Consider the following 845-nt stretch of genomic DNA (forward strand, 5'->3'; position numbering starts at 1 on the left):
TAGGGCGTGTTGACATATAAAACGCTGTTAACTTTTTCCAAATTGTGTTTACATTCTAGATTTTAAAGAATGCATGCATGTTGCGACTGATGTTACGAGACGATCAATGGGAACGACTAGCGCCGTTAGTGCGTGGCAAAGCTGGCGATAGAGGGCGTAGCGGGATCGATAATCGGCTCTTTATTGAGGCCGTATTGTGGATAGCCCGCACGGGGAGTCCGTGGCGCGACTTACCAAGCGAATTTGGGAATTGGAACAGCATCTATGTGCGATTTGCACGGTGGTCGAACAAAGATGTGTGGCACGCCATTTTTGCTGTGTTGCGTGAGGATGCTGATGTTGAGGAAGTCTCTATAGACAGCACCGTCATCCGTGCGCATCAGCATGCTGCAGGTGCTGCTAAAAAAAGGGTGAGCAAGCGCTTGGCCGTTCTCGCGGTGGGTTCGGCACTAAAATCCATGCCTGCGTTGAAGGACTCGGGCAGTTAGCGCGGTTTGTGCTTACCGGTGGGCAAGTGCATGATTCAACCCAAGCAGAAACTTTATTGAAAGAGATTGAGCCGCAGGCGGTATTGGCTGATAAAGCTTATGACACGAATGCGCTGCTTGACTGTATTGCAGGTAAAAATGCCAAGGCGGTTATTCCGCCAAAAGCAAACCGGAAGGAACAAAGAGAATTCGACCAACATCAGTACCGAAACCGTAATTTAGTGGAACGATTCTTTGCGCACATCAAACAATTTAGGCGCATCGCTACGCGTTACGACAAACTAGCTTCGCGCTTTGCTTCATTCGTGGCGCTCGCGGCTTCGGCACTTTGGTTGAAATAAATGTCAACACACCCTA

General features: G+C 49.1%; 1 protein-coding gene. It reads left to right on the plus strand.

Annotated elements, in window-relative coordinates; translation table 11 throughout:
* The first annotated feature begins 77 nt into the window (after nt 1-77).
* A protein-coding gene (locus tag QN379_RS23415; protein ID WP_416348566.1) for an IS5 family transposase occupies nt 78-829 on the plus strand; the annotation gives its coding sequence in 2 pieces (ribosomal slippage) (nt 78-410 and nt 413-829; 750 coding nt in all).
* The last annotated feature ends 16 nt before the right edge of the window (nt 830-845 follow it).

Origin of the sequence: Glaciimonas sp. Gout2 (assembly GCF_035018905.1) — a bacterium.
Classification (GTDB): Bacteria; Pseudomonadota; Gammaproteobacteria; order Burkholderiales; family Burkholderiaceae_D; genus Glaciimonas.